Annotated in this window: 15 protein-coding genes; 10 read left to right on the top strand and 5 right to left on the bottom strand. The window is 71.6% G+C overall.

Annotation, left to right across the window (positions count from 1 at the left end):
* The first annotated feature begins 40 nt into the window (after positions 1-40).
* Positions 41-2284: an FG-GAP repeat domain-containing protein gene (locus ACF1G2_RS25520; RefSeq protein WP_391800484.1), complete on the top strand. Its 2244-nt coding sequence runs from the start codon at positions 41-43 to the stop codon at positions 2282-2284.
* A gap of 108 nt (positions 2285-2392) precedes the next feature.
* The gene (locus tag ACF1G2_RS25515) at positions 2393-4681 is read left to right on the top strand and encodes an FG-GAP repeat domain-containing protein (RefSeq protein ID WP_391800483.1); all 2289 of its coding nucleotides are present in this window, start codon (positions 2393-2395) and stop codon (positions 4679-4681) included.
* On the opposite strand, the gene ACF1G2_RS25510 is transcribed toward ACF1G2_RS25515, so the two are convergent.
* Positions 4678-5094 (bottom strand): ATP-binding protein, encoded by a 417-nt coding sequence (locus ACF1G2_RS25510; protein WP_391800482.1) that lies wholly within the window; start codon positions 5092-5094, stop codon positions 4678-4680. The genes ACF1G2_RS25515 and ACF1G2_RS25510 overlap by 4 nt on opposite strands.
* Before the next feature lie 91 nt (positions 5095-5185).
* On the opposite strand from ACF1G2_RS25510, the gene ACF1G2_RS25505 reads away from it, so the two are divergent.
* Together ACF1G2_RS25505 and ACF1G2_RS25500 are read left to right on the top strand one after the other, a co-directional pair.
* Positions 5186-6049, top strand: coding sequence for a Scr1 family TA system antitoxin-like transcriptional regulator (locus tag ACF1G2_RS25505; protein WP_391800481.1), 864 nt, complete (start codon positions 5186-5188; stop codon positions 6047-6049).
* The gene (locus ACF1G2_RS25500; protein WP_391800480.1) at positions 6046-6288 is read left to right on the top strand and encodes a DUF397 domain-containing protein; all 243 of its coding nucleotides are present in this window, start codon (positions 6046-6048) and stop codon (positions 6286-6288) included. The genes ACF1G2_RS25505 and ACF1G2_RS25500 overlap by 4 nt, the downstream gene beginning before the upstream one ends.
* Positions 6289-6309: 21 nt before the next feature.
* Here the strand turns inward: ACF1G2_RS25500 and ACF1G2_RS25495 are convergent, their stop codons facing one another.
* Positions 6310-6699 carry an SSI family serine proteinase inhibitor gene (locus tag ACF1G2_RS25495; protein ID WP_391800479.1) on the bottom strand — a complete coding sequence of 130 codons (390 nt, stop codon included), beginning with the start codon at positions 6697-6699 and terminating at the stop codon, positions 6310-6312.
* Positions 6700-6747: 48 nt separating this feature from the next.
* On the opposite strand from ACF1G2_RS25495, the gene ACF1G2_RS25490 reads away from it, so the two are divergent.
* Entirely contained in the window at positions 6748-7383 is a 636-nt protein-coding gene (locus ACF1G2_RS25490; protein ID WP_391800478.1) for an HAD family hydrolase, read from the top strand.
* Positions 7384-7610: 227 nt separating this feature from the next.
* Complete coding sequence (locus tag ACF1G2_RS25485; protein WP_391800477.1) at positions 7611-9605, top strand: protein kinase; 1995 nt, start codon at positions 7611-7613, stop codon at positions 9603-9605.
* On the opposite strand, the gene ACF1G2_RS25480 is transcribed toward ACF1G2_RS25485, so the two are convergent.
* Both ACF1G2_RS25480 and ACF1G2_RS25475 read right to left on the bottom strand, forming a co-directional pair.
* A complete protein-coding gene (locus ACF1G2_RS25480; protein WP_391800476.1) occupies positions 9594-9998 on the bottom strand; it encodes a Zn-ribbon domain-containing OB-fold protein in 405 nt (134 codons plus the stop codon). The two genes, ACF1G2_RS25485 and ACF1G2_RS25480, sit on opposite strands and share 12 nt — an antisense overlap.
* Complete coding sequence (locus tag ACF1G2_RS25475; RefSeq protein WP_391800475.1) at positions 9998-10447, bottom strand: DoxX family membrane protein; 450 nt, start codon at positions 10445-10447, stop codon at positions 9998-10000. The genes ACF1G2_RS25480 and ACF1G2_RS25475 overlap by 1 nt, the downstream gene beginning before the upstream one ends.
* A gap of 180 nt (positions 10448-10627) precedes the next feature.
* Between ACF1G2_RS25475 and ACF1G2_RS25470 the strand changes: the two genes are divergently transcribed.
* The 4 genes from ACF1G2_RS25470 (at position 10628) to ACF1G2_RS25455 (ending at position 15652) form a co-directional block, all read left to right on the top strand.
* Positions 10628-11800 carry a flavin-containing monooxygenase gene (locus ACF1G2_RS25470; protein ID WP_391800474.1) on the top strand — a complete coding sequence of 391 codons (1173 nt, stop codon included), beginning with the start codon at positions 10628-10630 and terminating at the stop codon, positions 11798-11800.
* A gap of 163 nt (positions 11801-11963) precedes the next feature.
* Positions 11964-14195: an acetate--CoA ligase family protein gene (locus ACF1G2_RS25465; protein WP_391800473.1), complete on the top strand. Its 2232-nt coding sequence runs from the start codon at positions 11964-11966 to the stop codon at positions 14193-14195.
* Positions 14196-14207: 12 nt separating this feature from the next.
* Positions 14208-14996 (top strand): enoyl-CoA hydratase/isomerase family protein, encoded by a 789-nt coding sequence (locus ACF1G2_RS25460; RefSeq protein ID WP_391800472.1) that lies wholly within the window; start codon positions 14208-14210, stop codon positions 14994-14996.
* A gap of 68 nt (positions 14997-15064) precedes the next feature.
* Positions 15065-15652 carry a flavin reductase family protein gene (locus tag ACF1G2_RS25455; protein ID WP_391800537.1) on the top strand — a complete coding sequence of 196 codons (588 nt, stop codon included), beginning with the start codon at positions 15065-15067 and terminating at the stop codon, positions 15650-15652.
* Between the two features lie 63 nt (positions 15653-15715).
* On the opposite strand, the gene ACF1G2_RS25450 is transcribed toward ACF1G2_RS25455, so the two are convergent.
* A complete protein-coding gene (locus ACF1G2_RS25450) occupies positions 15716-18979 on the bottom strand; it encodes an ATP-binding protein (protein WP_391800471.1) in 3264 nt (1087 codons plus the stop codon).
* Positions 18980-19000: the final 21 nt, after the last annotated feature.

The following is a 19000-nucleotide window of genomic DNA, read 5'->3' as shown; positions in this document are numbered from 1 at the left end:
GTAACCCCCCGCTGCGCCCGGTCGCCTGAGAGGAACCCCCTTGATCCACGCTCGTCCCGCCCGTCGCCGCCTCGTCGCCGCCGTCGTCACCGTGCTGGCCGTCACCGCCGGCGGGGGCGCGCTCACCGCTCCGGCGGTCGCCGCTCCGGCCGTCGAGGCGGCCCACGCCACCGCGGCGGCCGACGTGGCGCCGTTCCCGGTCAAGAGCACCGTCTTCGGTGCCACCGAGACGGGCTTCCTGGCCTCCGTGCAGGGCCCGCCGATGGATGAGTCCGGCCCCACCTACAGCGCCCACTGGGTCCCGGCGGACGGCTCCGCCGCGAAGGAGATCGGCTGGGGGTACACGAGCACGGGCTCGGGGAACCTCGTGGTCTCCTCCGGCACCACCGGAGCCACCCTCACCGACATCGCGACGGGTACGAAGTTCAAGTCGATCTCCTTCGGGACCGGCCACACGTACGCGGGCGCCGCCGGCAAGGCCCTCTTCACCACCGTGCTCAACGACAACGGCGACCGGCTCATCCACATGTACAGCGCCGCGAGCGCGTGGACGGGCAAGATGACCACCGGCCTCCCGGGCAACGCCACGGAGATCAAGGTCAGGCCCGGCACGGCCGCGCACGCCCTGGTGACCTACACGACCGGCACCGGCGCGGACGCGAAGAAGCACGTCGCCCTGCTCGACCTCGCCGCCAACGCGATCACGGAGACGTACGAGCTGCCCGCGGCGGCCACGACCGGCAAGAGCAACCTCGCCGTCTCCGCCACGCACCTCGCGTGGGTCGAGTACGACGAGAACGAGAACGTCACCGTCGTGGCCGTCGACCGTGCCGCCAAGTCCTCACAGAAGTTCGCGGTCGGTTCGGCCTGGCGCAAGGACATCGAGGTCGGCCTGGTCGGCGACTGGGTCACGTACGGCACCCGCAGCGGCCTCTCGGCCGACGTCGAGCCCGAGCCGCTGGCCGCCCTGACCGCGCGCAGCCTGAAGGACGGCACCACCACCCGCAAGCTCCTCGACCACACCCTCACCGCCGCCGTCGCGCCCGACGGCAGCCAGATGGTGCGTGGCGGCACCGTCGACCAGGGCGAGGGCGTCTACCGGATCGCCGCCGGCGCCGACGGCACTCCGGCCGCCACGCTCGTCGCGAGCAGCGGCGAGTCCACCAGGGTCGCCCTGCTCGGCAGCAAGGTCCCGAGCACGATCGACCTCGACGCCAACGGCGGCAGGACGCCTCTGGAGTTCACCCTCTCCCGGTACAACGTGCGGGGCACGGTGACCCTCCGGCACACGGCGACCGGCAAGGTGTACGTCATCGGCTTCGTCCAGCCCGCGAACGGCGTCGTTCGCTTCGACTGGACGGCCGACCTCGAGAACGAGACGTTCGGCGCCGAGAACGCTCTTGCCGGCGCCTACACCTGGGAGATCAGCGCCGAGCCGATGAACGCCATCGGGCCGACGCTGAAGGAGACGGGGGCCTTCACGGCCACCCGCAAGGCCGCCCCGCACGACTTCGACGACAACGGCTCGCCCGACGTGCTCGTGCGTGACAGCGCGGGCAAGCTGTGGCGTACCGACACCCACTACGACGCCACCAACAAGCAGCTGCGCCCGGCGGAGCAGACGCTCGTCGGCAGCGGCTGGAACATGTTCAACCAGATCGAGGCCGCGGGGAACATCGCCGGCAGCCCGGCCGGTGACCTGGTCGCCCGCGACACCACCGGCGTCCTCTATCACTACCTCGGCAAGGGTGACGGCACCTTCGCGAGCCGGGTGAAGATCGGCACCGGCTGGCAGATCTACAACAAGATCGCCGCCGGCTCCGACCTCAACGGCGACGGGAAGGCCGACCTCCTCGCCACCGACACCAGCGGGGCGCTCTACCTCTACAAGGGCACCGGCAGCGCCACGGCGCCGTACGCCGCCCGCGTCAAGGTCGGCACCGGCTGGGGCATCTTCAACCAGCTCACCGCCGTCGGCAACATCGCCGGCACCGCCGCCGGCGACCTCGTCGCCCGCGACACCTCCGGCGTCCTCTGGCTCTACCAGGGCCGTGGCGACGGTACGTTCGCGCCCCGGACGAAGATCGGCTCCGGCTGGAACGCGTACACCCACCTCGTCGGCGTCGGCGACGCGAACCGCGACGGCCGCCCCGACCTGTACGCGTACGGAGCCAACGGCACGTACCTGTACAAGAGCACCGGCAGCGCGACCGCTCCGTTCGGGGCGAGGGAGTGGGCCGACGTTCCCTACGGCATGCCGCTGACGCACACCTCGGTCGTGTGAGAGAAAATCCGCACCGCTGACGAACAGTTGTACAACCATCCCCCGCGATCATGAGTCTGACCGGGCGTGGCGCATGGTGCGCCCGGTCTCTCTGGGGGAGGACCTCTCTTGTTCCACGTACGAGCCGCAGCTCGTCATCGCCTCGCCGCCGCCGTGACCACGGTCCTCGCGGTCACGGCTGGTGCGGCCCTGACCACGGCCGCCCCTGCGAACGCCGCACCCACGGCACTTTCCGGCGTCCGGGCGGCCTCCACCGCGCCCGCCGACGCGCAGGACGCCGTCATCTCCATTCCCGCGACCTCCCGGATCGTCGGCGCCGGCCAGAGCGGCTTCCTGGCCGCCGAGGCCACCGACAGCGGAGCCGTCTTCCGCTGGACGAGCACCGCGACCGGCACGACCACGGAGCTGCCGAAGCGGTACAGCGGGTACTACGCCGGTGGTACCGACACCATCGCGACCGCGGAAGACGGCAAGACCAGCTACCTGCTCCACGACATGGCCTCGCCCGGCAGCACCCCGAAGACCATCGAGCAGCCGGACACCCGCCTGCGGTGGCGGGGGCTCGTCGGCCGGCAGCTCGTGTTCTCGTCCTGGGACTCGAACGCCGAGCAGGGCGAGCTCCGTCTCATCGGCGAAGGTATCCACGAGGGCTCCGACCGCAAGGTGACGGGCCTCCCGGCGAACTTCGTGTTCCAGGGCATGCAGCCGGTCTCGGCCACGACGATGGCCGTCCGCTACCTCGTGGACGATCCGGACGCCCGCCGCTTCCACTTCGCCGTCATCGACGTCGACACCGCCTCCGTCGTCGAGCGGCGCGAAGTCGGCCCTGCCGGGGGCGGTGCCGACTCGGCGGTCTCCGCGGACCGTGTGGCCTGGGTCGAGGGCGGGGGCCTCACGGCGGAACTGAAGTACGCCGACCGCGGCGGGGAGGGCAGCGCTCCGGCCGCGAAGGCCGTAGACCTGGGCAACGCCACCAACGCCCACGTCAGCATCCTGGGCGACTGGCTGGCCTACACCCCGGTGCCGTACGCGCAGTCTTCCCAGTACAAGAGCGGCGATCGCTACGCGTTCACCGCGCTCAACGTCGTCGACAAGCGGACGGTGAAGCTGCTCGACCACGCCACGACCGCCGTCCCCACCCCCGACGGCGCCCTCCTGGTGCGCGGCGGAACCCTGGCCCAGGGCGAGGGCGTCTACCGGGTCGCGCTCGGGGCCGACGGCACGCCCACGGCCACGCTCGTCGCGAGCACCGGCATTCCCACGGCACTCGAACTGCTCAAGACGGACGTTCCCGCGGTCGTCGACCTGGACAAGAACGACGGCACGGCGACGCTGTCCTGGACCCTCTCCCGGTACAACGCCGACGGCACCGTGACGATCCGTCACAACCGTACGGGGAAGACCGCGCAGCGCACGTTCGTCGGCGGGTCGGCCACCCACGGCACCCGGGTCGTCGACTTCCGCTGGGACGGGCTCCTCTCCAGCCCCGGGGACACCTCGTCCTTCGCGCCGGCCGGCGACTACACGTGGCAGTTCGACGCCACGCCCCAGAACGGCATCGGCCCGGACCTCAAGGAGTCCGGCACGTTCAAGGTCACCCGCACGACCGGACTGCACGACTACACGGACAACAGCAGCCCGGACCTCCTGTCCCGCGACGCCTCGGGCGTGCTGTGGCGCGACGACGCGGTCAACACGTCGTCCGTGCCGTACCCGTACTCGTCCGGCCGGGTGAAGATCGGCAGCGGCTGGCAGATCTACGACCAGCTGGAGGCCGTCGGCAACCTCGCCGGCAGCCCGGCCGGCGACCTCGTCGCCCGCGACAGGACCGGCGTCCTCTGGCTCTACCAGGGCAAGGGCGACGGCGGCTTCGCGGGCCGTACGAAGATCGGCGGCGGCTGGAACACGTACGACAAGATCACCGGCGGCAGCGACCTCGACGGTGACGGCCGGTCCGACCTGCTCGCCACCGACACCACGGGTGCGCTGTGGTTCTACAAGGGCACGGGCAACGCGGCCTCGCCGTTCGGCGCCCGGGTGAAGGTCGGCGGCGGCTGGGGCATCTTCAACCAGCTCACCGCCGTCGGCGACATCGCCGGCACCACCGCCGGCGACCTCGTCGCCCGCGACACCTCCGGCGTCCTGTGGCTGTACGAGGGCAGGGGCAACGGCACCTTCGCCCCGCGTACGAAGATCGGCGGGGGCTGGGGTTCCTTCACCCACCTCGTCGGCATCGGCGACGCGGACCGCGACGGCCGCAACGACCTCTACGCGGTCGGAAGCTCGGTCTCGGTCTCCAAATTCTACGCGGGCACCGGCAGCACGACGTCCCCCTTCAAGCCGGCCGCGTCCGGCGGCCTGCTCTGGAACTCGGGACCGGTCAACTCGGTGTTCTAGCCGCCCGAGCGGGGGCGACCGTACGGCACGGTCGCCCAGACCGTCTTGCCGACGCAGCGGTCCTTGACGCCCCAGGCGTCGGCGAGGGCGGATACGATCAGCAGCCCGTATCCGCCCTCGTCGGGCACGGCCACCGGTCGCGGTGCGCACTCCCCCCGCGCGTCCGAGACCTCGATCCGTACGTGGTCGTCCTCCCGCGCCATCCGCACCTCGAAGTCCCTCCCGGGCACCCGCCCGTGGGTCGCGGCGTTGCCGGCGAGCTCGGCGACGACCAGCTCCGCGGCGGACGGGTCCGGTACGCCCCAGTCCCGTAGCTGCTGCACGGCGAAGAGACGGGCCAGCCGGGCGCCGCGGCGGGTCGCCGACAGGCGCAGGACGAATTCCCCGGTGGGGGTGGCGTTTTCGGACTTCATGAGGCCGAGCCTGGCGCCCCGGGCCTACCCTGACCAGCAGCGACGGCACGACGCTGAGTGACGGTACGGGTACGCCAAGAAGGCGGTACGGATGTCGGGGAACCAGGAGGAACGGCCGGAACGGCCGTCCGAGGTCGACGGTACGGCGCACCTCTTCAGGGCGGTGGGCAGAATCATCAAGACCCTGCGGGTCAACGCCCGCATGAGCCAGGCCGACCTGGCCAAGGCCACGCATGTCAGCGAGGACCTGATCTCGTCGATCGAGCGCGGGGTCCGGACGCCCCAGCCGGAGTTCCTCCAGCGGGCCGACCCGGCGCTGGGGGCGGGGGGCGTACTGACGGCGGCGGTGGACGACGTCCGGGAGGCGCTGGCGCGGGCGCGGACGCGGCATCCGGACTGGTTCCGGCGTTTCGCCGACGCGGAGGCGCAGGCGGTGGCGCTGCACTATTACGAGGTGCAAGCGGTGCCTGGCTTGCTGCAGACCGAGGCGTACGCGAGGGCGGTGTTCCGCCACCGCCGCCCGGTCTGGGACGAGGAGACGATCGAACAGTGGGTCGCGGATCGCATGGCACGTCAGGCGATCTTCGACAAATGGCCCTCCACGACGATCAGTTTCGTCCTGGAGGAGGCGATCCTGCACCGCCCCACGGGGGGCATGGAAGTGCTGCGTGAGCAGTTGCGCAGGCTTCTCGACATCGGTAGTCGGCGCACCGTCCATCTCCAGGTGATGCCGCTGCAGAGGCAGGAACACCCGTCACTGGACGGCTCGTTCACGCTGCTGACCCCGAAGGGACGGCGCGAGGTCGCGTACACCGAGATCTACGGTCATGCCCGGTTGATCACCGATCCGGAGGAGGTACGCCAGTACGCCGAACGCTATGGGATCATCCGGGCGCAGGCACTCACGCCCCACGAGTCCCTCGCGAAGATCGAGAAGATGCTGGGAGAGCTATGAGCAGCACGGAACTGACCTGGTTCAAGAGCAGCTACAGCAGCGGCGAGGGCGGCAACTGCATCGAAGTCGCCTACGACTGGCGCAAGTCGAGCTACAGCAGCGCCGAAGGCGGCGAGTGCATCGAGGTGGCCGCCCACCCCACCACCATCCACGTCCGTGACTCCAAGGTTCCCCACGGGCCCCAGCTCGCCGTCGCCCCGACGGCGTGGGCGGCGTTCGTGGCGTACGCCGGAGTCTGACACCCCGCCGACTGCCGAGCGTCAGAACGCGAAGACGACGCCCGTCTTCGCGTTCAGCTCGCACGCGTTCCCGAACTCCTTCTTCCAGCCCACCGGCAGGTTGTCGAACGTGCCCTGCGCCTCCGCCACCACCGGTTCGTAGATCATCGGGCACACCATGTCGGCCTTGCCCGTCAGCCTGTCGAAGTCGCCGGCCGCCGCGTCCAGGGCGCCGCACGCGATCTCGGCGTGGGGGTGGTTGCCGCCGGTGGGGCCGCATCCGAGGTAGACCTCCTTCACGTCGCCGGTCGCGCCGGAGGTGATCGTGAGGAAGATCCGGGTGGGCGGGGTCGGCGCGGCGTCCGCCGCGCTCGCGAGGCCGAGGCCCGCGACGGTGGCCGTGGCCACGGCGAGGGGAAGGGTGCTCTTCATGCCCCGGGCAACGAGGCGCGCCGACCCCGGTCACTAAGCTCCACCCACATGACCGGGAAGTTCATCCTCTTCGACGTCGACGGCACGCTGATGGACGCCGTCGCCAACCAGCGCCGCGTCTGGCACGACTGGGCGGCCCGTCACGGGCTCGACGGGGAGGAGGTGTACGCGGTCGCGCTGCGTACCCGGCCCGTCGAGACCTTCGCCGCCGTCGCGCCCGGCCGCGACCCCGACGTGTGCCTGGCGCTGCTGCACGAGCTGGAGGACGCGGACGTACGGACCGGTGTGTACTCGGCCTTCGCGGGCGCGGCCGAGCTTCTCGCCGCGCTCCGTCCCGGCTCCTGGGCGCTCGTCACCTCCAACTACGAGCACCGGGTCCGGGGCCGTTTCGAGCGGACCGGCCTTCCGCTCCCCCACCTCGTCGTGGACGCCGCCGCCGTCGCCGAGGGCAAGCCGTCCCCGGCGCCCTACCTGCTGGCGGCCGAGCAACTGGGCGCCTCGCCCGCCGACTGTCTGGTGATCGAGGACGCGCCGTCCGGCGTCCGCTCGGGTCTCGACGCCGGCATGACGGTGTGGACGGTCAACGCCCCCGCGCCGACGGCCGGTGCGCACCGCCACTTCGCCACCCTGGCCGAGGCGGCTCCCGAGATCCTGGCCTTCTCCCTCCCCGCGACGGCCTCTTGATCGTCTTCGGGGGCCGGCGAGTCTCTTCCGCGTCGACCTGACCCAGGCGGCCCTGGCCTCGGTCGACCTGCGGCACGCCGATCTCACGACCGGGATCCTCCGGCGTGCCCGCTGCGTCCTGGCCGCAGGAACTCCATGATCGGCGAGGGCCGTGCCCGTCGCGTCCCCGCGGCCGCCTGCCTCCTAATAGCTTGATCTGCAAGCGACTTGACGGAGCGTAGGGTTCCATGGATAGCTCGGCTATCCTGCTGGCCATGCAGGGGGAGCTGGAAGACAACTCGTTCATGACCGGTAGCGGAGCCACGCCGTTGGAGTCAGGGGATCCCCGGCGGATCGGCGCGTTCAGGCTGCTCGGGGTCCTGGGGTCCGGCGGCATGGGGCGGGTCTATCTCGGTGCCGTGCCGGGGAGGTTCGCGGCGGTCAAGCGGGTGCTTCCCGTGCTGGCCGAGGACCCGGACTTCCTGAGCCACTTCGGGCACGAGCTCGACAACCTGGCGCGACTGCCCGGCGGGGCGAGCGTGAGGCTGCTGGCGAGCGACCGTACGGCCAGGCCGCCGTGGTTCGCGACCGAGTACATCCCCGGGATCACCCTCAACGAGGCGCTCAGGCTCCACGGCGGGCCGCTTCCCGTCCCCGCCCTGTGGCGGCTGCTGCGGGAGGCGGCGGCCGGGCTGAAGGCCGTGCACGCCGCCGACATGGTGCACCGCGACCTCAAGCCGTCCAACGTGATGCTGACGCCCGACGGTCTGTCGCTCATCGACTTCGGCGTGGCGCGCGCGGCCGACCAGAGCCGGCTGACCCGTACCGGCATGGTCATCGGCACGCCCGCGTACATGGCGCCCGAACAGGCCGTCGCCGAGCGCGAACTGACGGGCGCGGCCGACGTCTTCGGGCTGGGGAGCCTGCTCCTGTACGCGGCGACCGGCCGTCCGCCGTTCGGCGACGGCTCCGGGCCCGGCCTGCTCTACCGCGTCGTCCACGGGGAGCCCGACTTCGGGCGGCTCGCGGAGAGCGCCCCCGCCCTGGCACATCTCGTACGGGCCTGCCTCGCCAAGGACCCCACGGCCCGGCCGACCGCCGCGCAGGTCGTCGAGCTCGCGGACGGGTACGTGGAGGACACCCCGTGGCCGGCGGCCGTCATGACGCGGGTCGAGGCGCGGGCCGCGTTCGCCGCGGCGGCGCCGACGGCCGAGCAGCTCGCGGACCTGGACGCGGAGGCGGAGCCCACGGAGGACGGGCAGGCCGTGGACATCGGGACGGTGGCGCTCGTCCAGCGGGGGTCCGTGCCGCGGGGGTCCGAGGAGCCCGCGACGGCGGGATCCGACCCGGCCGCCGCCACCGGGGCCGGCGCCACGGGCAGGCCACGGGATCGGCGGAATCGGTTCTTCATGCTCGCCGTGCCCGTCGTCGTGACCACCGGCACCACCCTCACCTTCGCCCTCGGCCCCTACGAGATCGGCCGCCAGGGCGCCGGCCCCGATTCCTCGGCGGCACGGCCGTCCGCCACCTCGTCGCAGCCCGGGCCAGGCAACCCCGCGCCGACGGCCGCGACCGCGTCCGCCTCGCCCTCCTCCACCTCCCCCTCCTCCGCTTCGGGATCACCCTCGGGCCCCCCGCCCGGCCCCGGCATGGACGGTGCCGCGGCCGGGGGTGCGGCGGCCGGGGGCGGCGGCGCCGCGCCCGGCGGGGGCTCGGCATCGGGCGGCGGTTCGGGCGGTTCCAGCGCCTCGGGAGGCGCTGGAGGCTCCACCCCCTCCACGCCGAGAACCACGCGGCCGGCGTCCCCTCCCCCGGGCGGCGGCAGCGGGCCCTCGGGGACGTACTCCCTGGAGAACGCCTCCAGCGGCGAGTGCGTGGGCGAGTACAACCCGGGGTACGGCGTCTTCGCCAACACCTACGAGTGCGGTTCCGTGCCCAACAACAGCGGCACCATGTCGTACTCCTGGACCTACTCGGCGGGCTCGAACGGCACGTTCCGGCTGGTCAACAGGAAGACCGGGCGCTGCCTCCAGGCGGGCGGGAACCCCGGCGGCGTCGGCGTCGGGGACTGCAACGGCTCCAGCAGGCAGGCGTGGAGGTTCCACGCCACGACGTCCTCCGGCCGCACGATCATGAACGTGAGCAACGAGGAGTGCATGACGGTCGGGCCGCCGTTCCTGACCACGTACGCCTGCGACGCGGGCAGCCGCGCCCAGCTCTGGCGGAACATCTCAGCCCTCTGACGGCGGCCCGAAGACAGGTACAGCGAGCTCGCCCTCCGCCCGGAACGCGACCTCCAGATCCATCCCGATCCGGAGGGCGCCCTCCGTCACGCCCACGATCTCGGTCATCATCCGGGGACCCTCCGCCAGGTCGACCACGGCCGCCACGTAGGGCACGCGCCCGCCGAAGGGCGGGAGGTCGTTGCGGTGGACGACGGACCAGGTGTAGAGCGTGGCCCGGCCGCTCGCCCGCTCCCACGTCACGTCCTCGCTCCAGCAGTGCGGGCAGAACTCGCGCGGGTAGTGGTGCGCCCGGCCACACGCGGCACAGCGTCTGAGCAGCAGGCTCCCCTCCCCCGCCGCCTGCCAGTACGGGCGGGTGAAGGCGTCGACGTCGGGGTCGGCGGCCGTCATCAGAAGAGTCCGATCGCGTGGTCGAGGGACCAGGTCTGCCAGGACATGGCGAAGAGGGCGACGAGCGAGATGAGCGCCATCATGGCGTTCTGCCCCTGTTCGGCCCAGTCGTGGATCATCAGGCCGAGGTAGAGGAGGTTGAGGAGCAGCCCGCCGACCAGGGCGACCGGCGTGAGGAGGCCGAGGGTCAGCCCGAGGCCCAGGGCCAGTTCGGCGTAGACGACGACGTACGCCATCAGCTTGGGGCGGGGGGCGACGACCGACTCGAAGCCCCGCTGCACGAAGGGCCACCGGTGCTTTCCGGCGACGTCGGCCGCCCAGGCGATTCCCGTGCCGCGCTCGAACCAGCCCTTCTTGTCCTTGTGGCGCCAGCTCTCCAGCCACCAGAGGCCGAGGCCGATGCGGAGGACGGCGAGCCATTCGGCGCCGGTGAGCCAGACGGTCTGCATCGGTCGGTACCTGCCCCTCCTCGATCCTTATCTGACGGTACGTCAGTTCAGCGGATGGGCCGCCCTCTCCGCAAGACCCCCGCACGCCCCCGCAGATCCCACCCACGCGTGACCGTTTCGCAACCGATTCCCCTCTTGACCGAGACCCAACAAGTGAGCACGCCGTTACGCTGAGCACTCATGGCCAACACCCCCCATTCCAGACCCGCTCCACCCGAACGGCCCGATCACCCGGTCTATGTCATCGGAGGCGGACCCGGCGGGCTCGCCGTCGCCGCCGCGCTGCGTGCGAAGGGAGTCCGGGCCGTCGTCCTGGAGAAGTCCGACGCCGTGGGCGCCTCGTGGCGCTCCCACTACGACCGGCTGCGGCTGCACACCACCCGGCGCCTCTCCGCGCTCCCCGGCCTGCCCATGCCCCGCTCCTTCGGGCGGTGGGTCGCCCGCGCGGACGTGGTGCGGTACCTGGAGAAGTACGCCGAGGTCCACGAGCTGGAGATCGTGACCGGCGTCGAGGTCACGCGGGTCGAGCGGGCCGGCGAGGACTGGCTGCTGCACGCGACGGGCGGGCGCCGGCTGACCGGGCGCGCCGTCGTCGTCGCCACCGGGTTCAACCACAGCCCGCGCATACCGGAGTGGCCGGGCCTGGACGCGTACGGCGGCGAACTGGCGCACGCGAGCGCGTACCGCAACCCCGCGCCGTACGCGGGGCGGGACGTCCTCGTCGTGGGCGCCGGGAACACGGGCGCCGAGATCGCCGCCGACCTCGTCGAGGGCGGGGCGGCGCGGGTGCGGCTCGCCGTGCGCACGGTGCCGCACATCGTGCGCCGCTCGACGGCCGGCTGGCCGGCACAGCGCACGGGCATCCTGGTGCGGCGGCTGCCGGTCCGCCTGGTCGACCGGGCGGGCGGGCTGATGGCCCGCGTCGCCGTGCCGGACCTCTCGGAGCACGGCCTGCCGCGGCCGGACACCGGGCTGTACTCCCGGGTGCGGGAAGGGGCGATCCCGGTGCAGGACGTCGGGCTGATCGACGCCGTGCGGCAGGGGAAGGTGGAGATCGTGGGCGCGGTCGAATCCTTCGACGGCGACAAGGTCGTGCTGGCCGACGGCTCGGCGATCACTCCGGACGCCGTGATCGCGGCGACGGGCTACCGCCGGGGCCTGGAGCCCGTCCTCGGCCACCTGGGCGTTCTCGACGACCGCGGACGGCCGGTGACGCACGGGCGGCGGACTCCGCCTGAGGCGCCGGGGCTCTACTTCACGGGGTTCACGAACCCGATCAGCGGGATGTTCCGCGAGATGGCGATCGACGCGGAGAAGATCGCGCGGGCGATCGCACGACAGCCCCGCCGCTGACCCGCTTCAGGGGCGATCGTCCCGCCGGGCGGAACGATCGCCCCTGACGGGGCACGCGCCGTTCTGGATCGGTCCGGTCACGACCATTCCTGACTTGCCGTCAGATCTGTAATCTGACAGTGCGTCAGGTCAATTGTCATGGGCGGAAGGGTGGAGCGGAACGATGCTCGGATCGACTCACGGCACCTTCACCACCGATCTCCGCGCCCGCGTGGTCGCCTGCGGCGAACACTCCGGGGCGCCCGGGAACGCCGTGCACGGCTTCACCGCCGTCGAGGGCGACCTGGACGTCAGCGGGCGGCCGCTGCACGCTCCCGTGCCGGACCTGGACCGGTTCTTCCGGCCCGGGTCCGTCGCCGTCGTCGGGGCCTCCGACGCCGAGGGGCGGCCCAACACCGGGATCACGCGGCAGCTGATCGCCTGGGCCGAGCGGGTCGGCGCCCGGCTCGTGCCCGTGCACCCGACCCGTACGACCGTCTTCGGCATCGACTGCGTGCCCTCCGTCGGCGCGCTCGCCGAGCCCGTCGACCTCGCCGTCCTGCTCGTGGCCGACCCGCTCCCGGTGGTCGAGGAACTCAGCCAGGCGAAGGTGCGGTTCGCCGTCGTCTTCGCCTCCGGGTTCGCCGAGACCGGCGGCGAGGGCGCCGCAGCGCAGGAACGTCTCGCCGACGCCGTGCGCCGCTCCGGGATGCGCCTCCTCGGTCCGAACACCAACCTCAACGCCTTCGAGCGCTTCCGCGACGACCTCGACGGGCCCGCGATCGCGCTCATCACCCAGTCCGGCCACCAGGGGCGGCCCGTCCACACCCTCCAGGAGCTGGGGGTACGGCTCTCCCACTGGGCGCCGACGGGCAACGAGGCCGACCTGGAGACCGCCGACTTCATCTCGTACTTCGCGACCCGCCCCGAGGTCGGGGCCATCGCCTGTTACGTCGAGGGCCTCAAGGACGGCCGCTCCTTCCTCCTCGCCGCCGACCGCGCCGCCCGCCAGGGCGTGCCGGTCGTCGCGGTCAAGGTCGGGCGGACGGAGACCGGCGCGCGCATGGCCGCCTCGCACACGGGCAAGCTGACCGGCGCGGACCAGGTCGTGGACGCGGCGATGCGGCAGTTCGGGGTGATCCGGGTCGACGGTCTCGACGAACTCCAGGACACCGCCGCGCTGCTGGCACGGGCGCGCAAGCCGCTCGCCGACGGGGTGGTCGTGTACTCGATCTCCGGCGGGACCGGCGCGCACTTCTCCGACCTCGCCACCGCCGCCGGGCTGCGGCTGCCGACCCTGCCGCAGGCCAAACAGGACGAGCTCCACCAGTGGATACCGCCGTACCTGAACGTCGCCAACCCCGTGGACAACGGCGGGCACCCGGTGGGCGACTGGCGCGGACGGAAGATCATCGACGCGATCCTCGCCGACCCGTCGGTCGGCGTCCTCATCTGTCCCATCACCGGCCCCTTCCCGCCCATGAGCGACAGGCTCGCGCAGGACCTGGTGGAGGCGGCCGAGGCCACCGACAAGCTGGTGTGCGTGGTGTGGGGTTCGCCGGTCGGGACGGAGGCGGCCTACCGCAAGACCCTGCTCGGCTCGTCGCGCGTCGCCACCTTCCGTACGTTCTCCAACTGCATCGGCGCCGTGAAGGCCTACCTCGACCACCACCGCTTCAGCACCGCCTACCGCTCCCCCTTCGACGAGGCCCCGCGCACGCCCTCCCCCTCCTTCCGCAAGGCCCAGGCGCTGATGCGGCCGGGCCGCCAGCTCAGCGAGCACGCGGCGAAGCAGCTGCTGCGGGCCTACGGGATCAGGGTGCCGCGCGAGCAGCTGGTGACGAGCGCGGCGGCGGCGGTCCGGGCGGCGGCGCTCGTCGGCTATCCGGTGGTGATGAAGGCGTCGGGGGCGCAGCTCGCCCACAAGACGGAGCTGGGGCTCGTCAAGGTCGGGCTGACGTCGGCGAGCCAGGTGCGGGACGCGTACCGGGAGCTCACCGACATCGCCCGCTACGAGGGCGTCGACCTCGACGGGATCCTGGTCTGCCAGATGGTGGGGCGGGGCGTGGAGATGGTGGTGGGCGTGACCCGCGACCCGCTCTTCGGGCCGACGGTCACGGTGGGCCTGGGGGGCGTCCTGGTCGAGGTCCTGAACGACGCGGCGGTGCGCGTGCCGCCGTTCGGCGAGGACCAGGCCAGGGACATGCTCGGCGAGCTGCGCGGGCAGGCCCTGCTGAAGGGCGTACGGGGGGCTCCGCCGGCGGACGTGGACGCGCTGGTGGAGGTCGTGCTGCGGGTGCAGCGGATGGCCCTCGAACTGGACGGCGACCTCGCCGAACTCGACATCAACCCGCTGATGGTGCTGCCACGGGGGCAGGGCGCGGTGGCGCTCGACGCGCTCGCGGTCTGCCGATAGGAGCCCTGAGCCGTGACGGATGACCTGCTGCACGCGGTCGAGAACGGCGTCTCGTGGATCACGCTCGACCGGCCCGAGGCGATGAACGCGGTCACCTGGGACCAGCGCGAGCGGATCATCGCGCTGCTCGGGGAGGCGTCCGCCGACCCGGACGTACGGGCGGTGGTGGTGACGGCCACCGGGCGGGGCTTCTGCGCGGGCGCGGACCTGCGGGGCGGGCCGCCGTCGGGCGAACGTGTGCCGGGGGACGTGGCGCGGACGATCCGGCAGGGCGCGCAGCGCTTCATCGGGGCCGTACTGGACTGCGAGAAGCCGGTGGTCGCGGCGGTGAACGGGACGGCGGCCGGGATCGGGGCGCATCTGGCGTTCGCGTGCGATCTCGTCCTGGCGGCCGAGTCGGCGAAGTTCGTCGAGGTGTTCGTGCGCCGGGGTCTGGTGCCGGACGGCGGCGGGGCGTATCTGCTCCCGCGGCTGATCGGGCCGCAGCGGGCGAAGGAGCTGATGTTCTTCGGCGACGCGGTCTCGGCGCGGGAGGCCCGGGAGCTGGGCCTGGTGAACCGGGTCGTGCCGGCGGAGGAGCTGGAGAAGACCGCGCGGGAGTGGGCGGAGCGCCTGGCCCAGGGCCCGACGCGGGCGCTGGCGCTCACCAAGCAGCTGGTGAACGCCTCGCTCGACGTGGACCGCGCCACGGCCTTCGCGGCGGAGGCGGCGGCGCAGGAGATCAACATGACGACCCGGGACGCGAACGACGGCGTGCGGAGCTTCGTGGAACGCCGCACGCCTCGGTTCGAGGGGCGCTGAGGCGGGCACGGGGGTTCTCATCTGACGATCCGTCAGGTTCAATGGACGGTGTGATGGGACACGCTGGGATGGCGGCCACCGCCGTCCGATACCTCAGGTCGGCCGGATCACCGACGGCCGTCGAACCGCATCCACGACCGCTGCTGCGGGCGGTACGGGAAGACGAGCGGCTGCCCGTCGACCCGGCCGAGTTCCGGCGCGTGCTGGGGCACTTCGCGAGCGGGGTCACCGTCGTGACGGCCCTCGATCCGGACGGACCGACCGGGTTCGCCTGCCAGTCCTTCGCCTCGCTCTCCCTGGACCCGCCCCTGGTGGCCTTCATGGTCGCCCGTACGTCGACGACCTGGCCCCGGCTCGCCCGGGCCGGGGTCTTCTGCGTCAACGTCCTGGGCGCGGACCAGCGGGACCTCTGCCTGGGGTTCGCCAGGAGCGGCGCGGACAAGTTCGCGGGGGTGCCGTACGACGCCGCCCCGGCGACCGGCTCACCTCGCCTGACCGGCGCCCCGGCCTGGATCGACTGCACGATCGCCCAGGTCCACACGGGCGGCGACCACCTGATCGTGGTCGGCCGGGTGGAGGCCCTGGGCACCCCGGCGGACGACGACGGCGAACCGCTGCTCTTCCACCGGGGCCGGTTCGGCCGCTTCGGCGGCTAGAAGCCGCGCGGGCGGGGGGCCTCAGGCCGTCGCGGTTGTGCGCGGTTGTGCCTCCTGGACCCGTCAGATCGGGATGCCCGGTCCCTTCCGACGCAGTTCCTTGACCTTCGGGCCGTATTCGTCGACCGCGTACCCGACCTGATTGTTCTCCGGGCAGCACTGCCTCCCCAGAGCGATGCCCTCCGCGATCTGGTCCAGGACGTCCTCGTACTCACGCGGAGTCAGCGCCTCGCCGCACTTCTCCAGCCATCGACTGCCCTCTCGGGCAAGGACGACGAAAGCGTGCGGGGCCTGACCCCGGTACTTGACGGTCACGGTCGACAGGTCGTGCACGGCCCGAACCGCCGCCCTCACCAGCTGCAGACTGGCCGGGGTCTGCATCGAGGAACGCAGCCGCACTCGCGCGTCGGCCGTGATGACGAGACGGTCCTCACCCCCGTCGGGACAGCCTGTCGCGGCCGCGAGGTGGTTCTTGGCGAGATCGAACCTGCCCTGTTCGGCCTCGTACTCGGCGCGCTGCAACCAGTAGTGGTGATCGTTCTCCAGGAACTGGTGCGCGGCGTCATAGATCCGTCGAACGGCGTCGGCGTCGAGTTCAAGACGGCGCATGGTGTCGTGATTGAGCAGCTTGATCATGGCGCTGCGGTCGCGGTGCCGATTGTCCTTGATGTGCCAGGCGCGTCCCGCGTAGAACAGCAACAGCTTGGCGATCACCATTTCCAGATCGCTCTTGCGGTGATGCAGCACGGTCTCGACGACCGTGTCGGCGATGGTCCGCTGCCGACAGCGCAGGCGGCCGTCGCCGGTGCGCACCAGCAGCTTCATGCCCAGAAGCTCCTTGACCGCGGCACGGTGGCTCCAGTCCGGGGCGTCCGGGTGGGAGACGATCTCCAGCAGGTCCGCCTCGTCGATGCCTCGCTGCTGGAAGACGAGTGAGGAGTCGGAGAACGACACCACCGCGTAGGGAGCACGCTGGCTCTGCTTCAGTTCCTCGAACTCGCTCTTCACCTTCTGCGTCAGGGAAGTCCCGGTCACCGCTTCGATCATGGCGGCCAGCAGACCTTGGTCGCACTTGTCCCGGAGACTCGCGACCTTCTGGTGCATGAAGAAGTGATGCTTCAACTTCCCGATCAGCGCGTTCTTGTTCAGCGCCTTGATGATCTTCTCAAGGTCGTCGTCCGTCAGGAGCTGATCGGAGCTGACGGCCTCAGCGGGGAACTCGGCACCCAGCTCCCCTTCACGGGTAGCACGGATCGCCGCGATCACCAGCGTGCTGCCGTTCGCGTTCAAGTTCCTCAGGAGAGATGCCGCGCGCCCTGTGAACATGTCCACGTCGTCCACGAAGATGGTGTCGAAACCCTGCTGACGAGCCTGGTGCTCGATTTCCTGCGGCGACAGCGACGCCCCACGGTCCACCCAGCCGGCGTTCCGGCCCTTGTTGTGCAACCGATAGGCGACCTGCATCAGCGCGGTCGTCTTGCCGGACCCCGCAGTGCCCTTGACCAGGATGATCGGCAGCCGGTCCCCCTCAGCGGGGCGGCTGCGCCGCTCGATCGTGTCCACCAACGACAGCTGTGGCGCGATCTTCTTGCTCATGATGTCGCCCCACGTCGGGTCACGCCCTATCAGGAACTCACGACTCCCCGCGGGTGCCTCCTCGACCAGGCGGGCCACCCGGACGACTCCGACACCGTCGCGGGTCTCCGTGTACGCCTGGGTGAGCACCCGACGCCCCTGGACCAGCTGGCTGATTCCCGTGCTGAGGCGGCGCCGCACGAAGTCCGCGGGAACCACACGAATGTGGCGCAGGCCGGCATCCTCCAGCCGCGCCCGCTCGGCGGAACTTCCCTCAGGGCTGATGAGGAACGCAGGCAAGTCGTGCTGGCCGACGGCGCGTCCCGCGATCCTCAGGGTCTCCCAAAGGGCGGGGCTGCTCGGCGTACTGGACACGAAGGCCACCGGCCGAGTCAGAAGTTCCGCCCGAAGGCGTCGGAACCACAGGCTCCGCGCATCGCTTTCGGGCACCGACCAGGCATCGCTGAAGTCCTGCGGGGATCCGTCCTTGCCCAGCCAGCCGTGCATCGCCACGGCCTCCTGGGCGCTGCGCTTACCGGTCGGGAAGTGCTCGCGGGCGTCTATGAAGGACACGACGTCCGCGAGACCGGCATTCCGTTCGGCAGTCAGTGCGTCGCTCCCGGTGAAGTCGTACACGCGCGACCACGGGGCGCGGAGCAGCCCGTACGCCGTGCGCCCGTCCCGGTCGCTCGGCACCGACAAGGCCTTGAGATGCTCCTCCAACTGCTGTTCCGGGAGCTGCCGCCGTGCCGCGGCCCACGTCTCGTGGAGCGCGGGAACGGGATGCGGCACGGCACCGAAAGCGGCTTCGGCGAGCCGCTGGTTGAGCTCGTCGGTGGTGAGGACTCCATCGTCGGTCCCCGAGACCACCACGAGCACCATCTGGCCCGTCGCCATGTAGCGGTAGAAGTCGTCGACCAGAGCCTTCTCGTCGTACGCGTCCTCCGGCCGGCGGGCTGACGGCACGCGCGCGGGCTCGGATACGCGGGGCCGGACGGTCGTCGGCAGGACGCGGCCGTCGACGGTATCGGCAACCACCGGATCGGCGCGCAGGTCGATGCGCAGAAGCATGTGAGCCACACCGTTCCCGAAGGGCAGGTGCCAGCCCTCAGCGGTCCCCTCCCCTCCTCCGGCCACGGCGAGCAACGGCGCCACCTGCGGGGGCAACTCGGGCATCGCGCCGCTGTGCCCCGCCAGCAGCAGGGTGATGTCGTTGTGCTCGGCCCAGGTGGTGAAGGTTTCGCCGACGGCCTGGTCGAGCTGCTCGGCCGCGACTCCGGCGAGCGCTGTCGGAGCATCCTCGGCGACCATACGGAAGACCGTGTTCACACAGACCAGACCGATCGTGCGCTCCCCCACCTGCAAGCGCAGGGAGCCATCACCGGGCAGGAGACCGGGGTGCCGGCCGGGACAGGTGTCGGCGACCGCCTCCCCCCAGGCCACGAACTCCGGAAACACGTCGGAGCGCAGTGGCTGGACGATGTCTTCGGCCATCGCTCCGCCCCACACGTCAGGGGCGACCTGGTCCCAGCCGTTGGCCAGGTTCCTTGCGAGGAGGCGGGTGGCAGACATGGTGCGACGATCGCCCGCGCCCGGGACCAGACAGACGAACGGTTCGTAGTTCGCCTGCAGGCAGGCGAACTGGACCTCCAGGACGAAGTCCTTGGCATCGGCCAGGTCACCGCACGTGCCGAGCACGACGATCCCGGCCAGTCTGTGTCCCGCCCCGTGCACCCGCGCGACGTCCTCCAAGACGGCTTGCCGTGCGGGGCC

The sequence above is a fragment of the Streptomyces sp. NPDC013457 genome, from assembly GCF_043089925.1.
Classification (GTDB): Bacteria; Actinomycetota; Actinomycetes; order Streptomycetales; family Streptomycetaceae; genus Streptomyces.
This window is presented reverse-complemented; position numbering and strand designations above follow the sequence as displayed.